This is a genomic window from Paenibacillus sp. GM2, from assembly GCF_900069005.2.
In the GTDB taxonomy this organism is placed as follows: Bacteria; Bacillota; Bacilli; order Paenibacillales; family Paenibacillaceae; genus Fontibacillus.
In genome coordinates this window covers 1-883 of sequence record NZ_LN831270.1, presented here as the reverse complement: position 1 = coordinate 883, position 883 = coordinate 1, and the positions used below count along the sequence as shown (strand labels likewise).

General features: G+C 56.9%; 1 protein-coding gene. It reads left to right on the top strand.

What is annotated here, in order from left to right; all coding sequences use genetic code 11:
• Positions 1–81 precede the first annotated feature (81 nt).
• Positions 82–883: FAD-dependent oxidoreductase (locus BN1360_RS00075; protein WP_148466484.1), on the top strand; the 802-nt coding region annotated here is incomplete at its 3' end.

The window sequence follows — 883 nt, the reverse complement described above, 5'->3', positions numbered from 1 at the left end:
ATAGCGGTGCCCCGCAACGGGTGCTGGCAGGCCGGTTTTCCGCAGGGGGAGAGAAGCTGCACATTCAGGAGGTATAACCATATGAACAAGGAGTCTTATGATTTTGATATGATCATCGCGGGTGCGGGCGTCGGAGGGATCAGCGCGGCGCTTGCTGCCGCAAGATTGCAGATGAAGGTGCTGCTGCTTGAGCAAGCCGATGAAGTTGGGGGAACCGGCGTATTCTCAAGCGTGTCCTTAATATGCAACTTCCGGGATTCCTGGGGAAGACCGATTACTAGCGGCATTCACCGGGAGCTGTTCCCCGCCTCGTACACGCATTACAATGAGAAGCTCGTTCCAACCTATGATGAGCGGGATTTGAAGGCTGCATATGAGAGGCTATTGGCCTCCGAACCGACCCTGACGTTATGGACCCACTGCCAGGTGTCCCAAGTGGATACGAAGGACGGACGAATTGTCCGTCTGCATCTTCAGGGCAGCCGGACCACAACGGTTACCGCCAAAATCTATCTCGATGCCACTGCCGACGGCAATCTTTCCGCGTTGGCGGGCTTGCAATACAAGCTGGGCAGAGAAGGCGATGGCAGGCTGCAATCCGCCACTGCGACTTTCAAGGTCAGCGGGGTTGACTGCTCCCGGCTGAAGGAGCCGGATATTCGGCAATGGTCAGCCATTCATTCGCTGCGCAGGGAGCTGCTGCCTTATTACCTTGATAGGAAAGCAGCAGGCCTCACCAGCAACCCGCGGCAGAGCATCACCTGTTTTCCTTATCCGGACGGCGAGTCCCTGCTGTTTAATTCGACCTCGGTGCTGGATGTAGACCCGACCCGTCCAAAGACGCTGATTCGGGGGAAGGAAGAAGGAATCCGCCAAGCGCAGG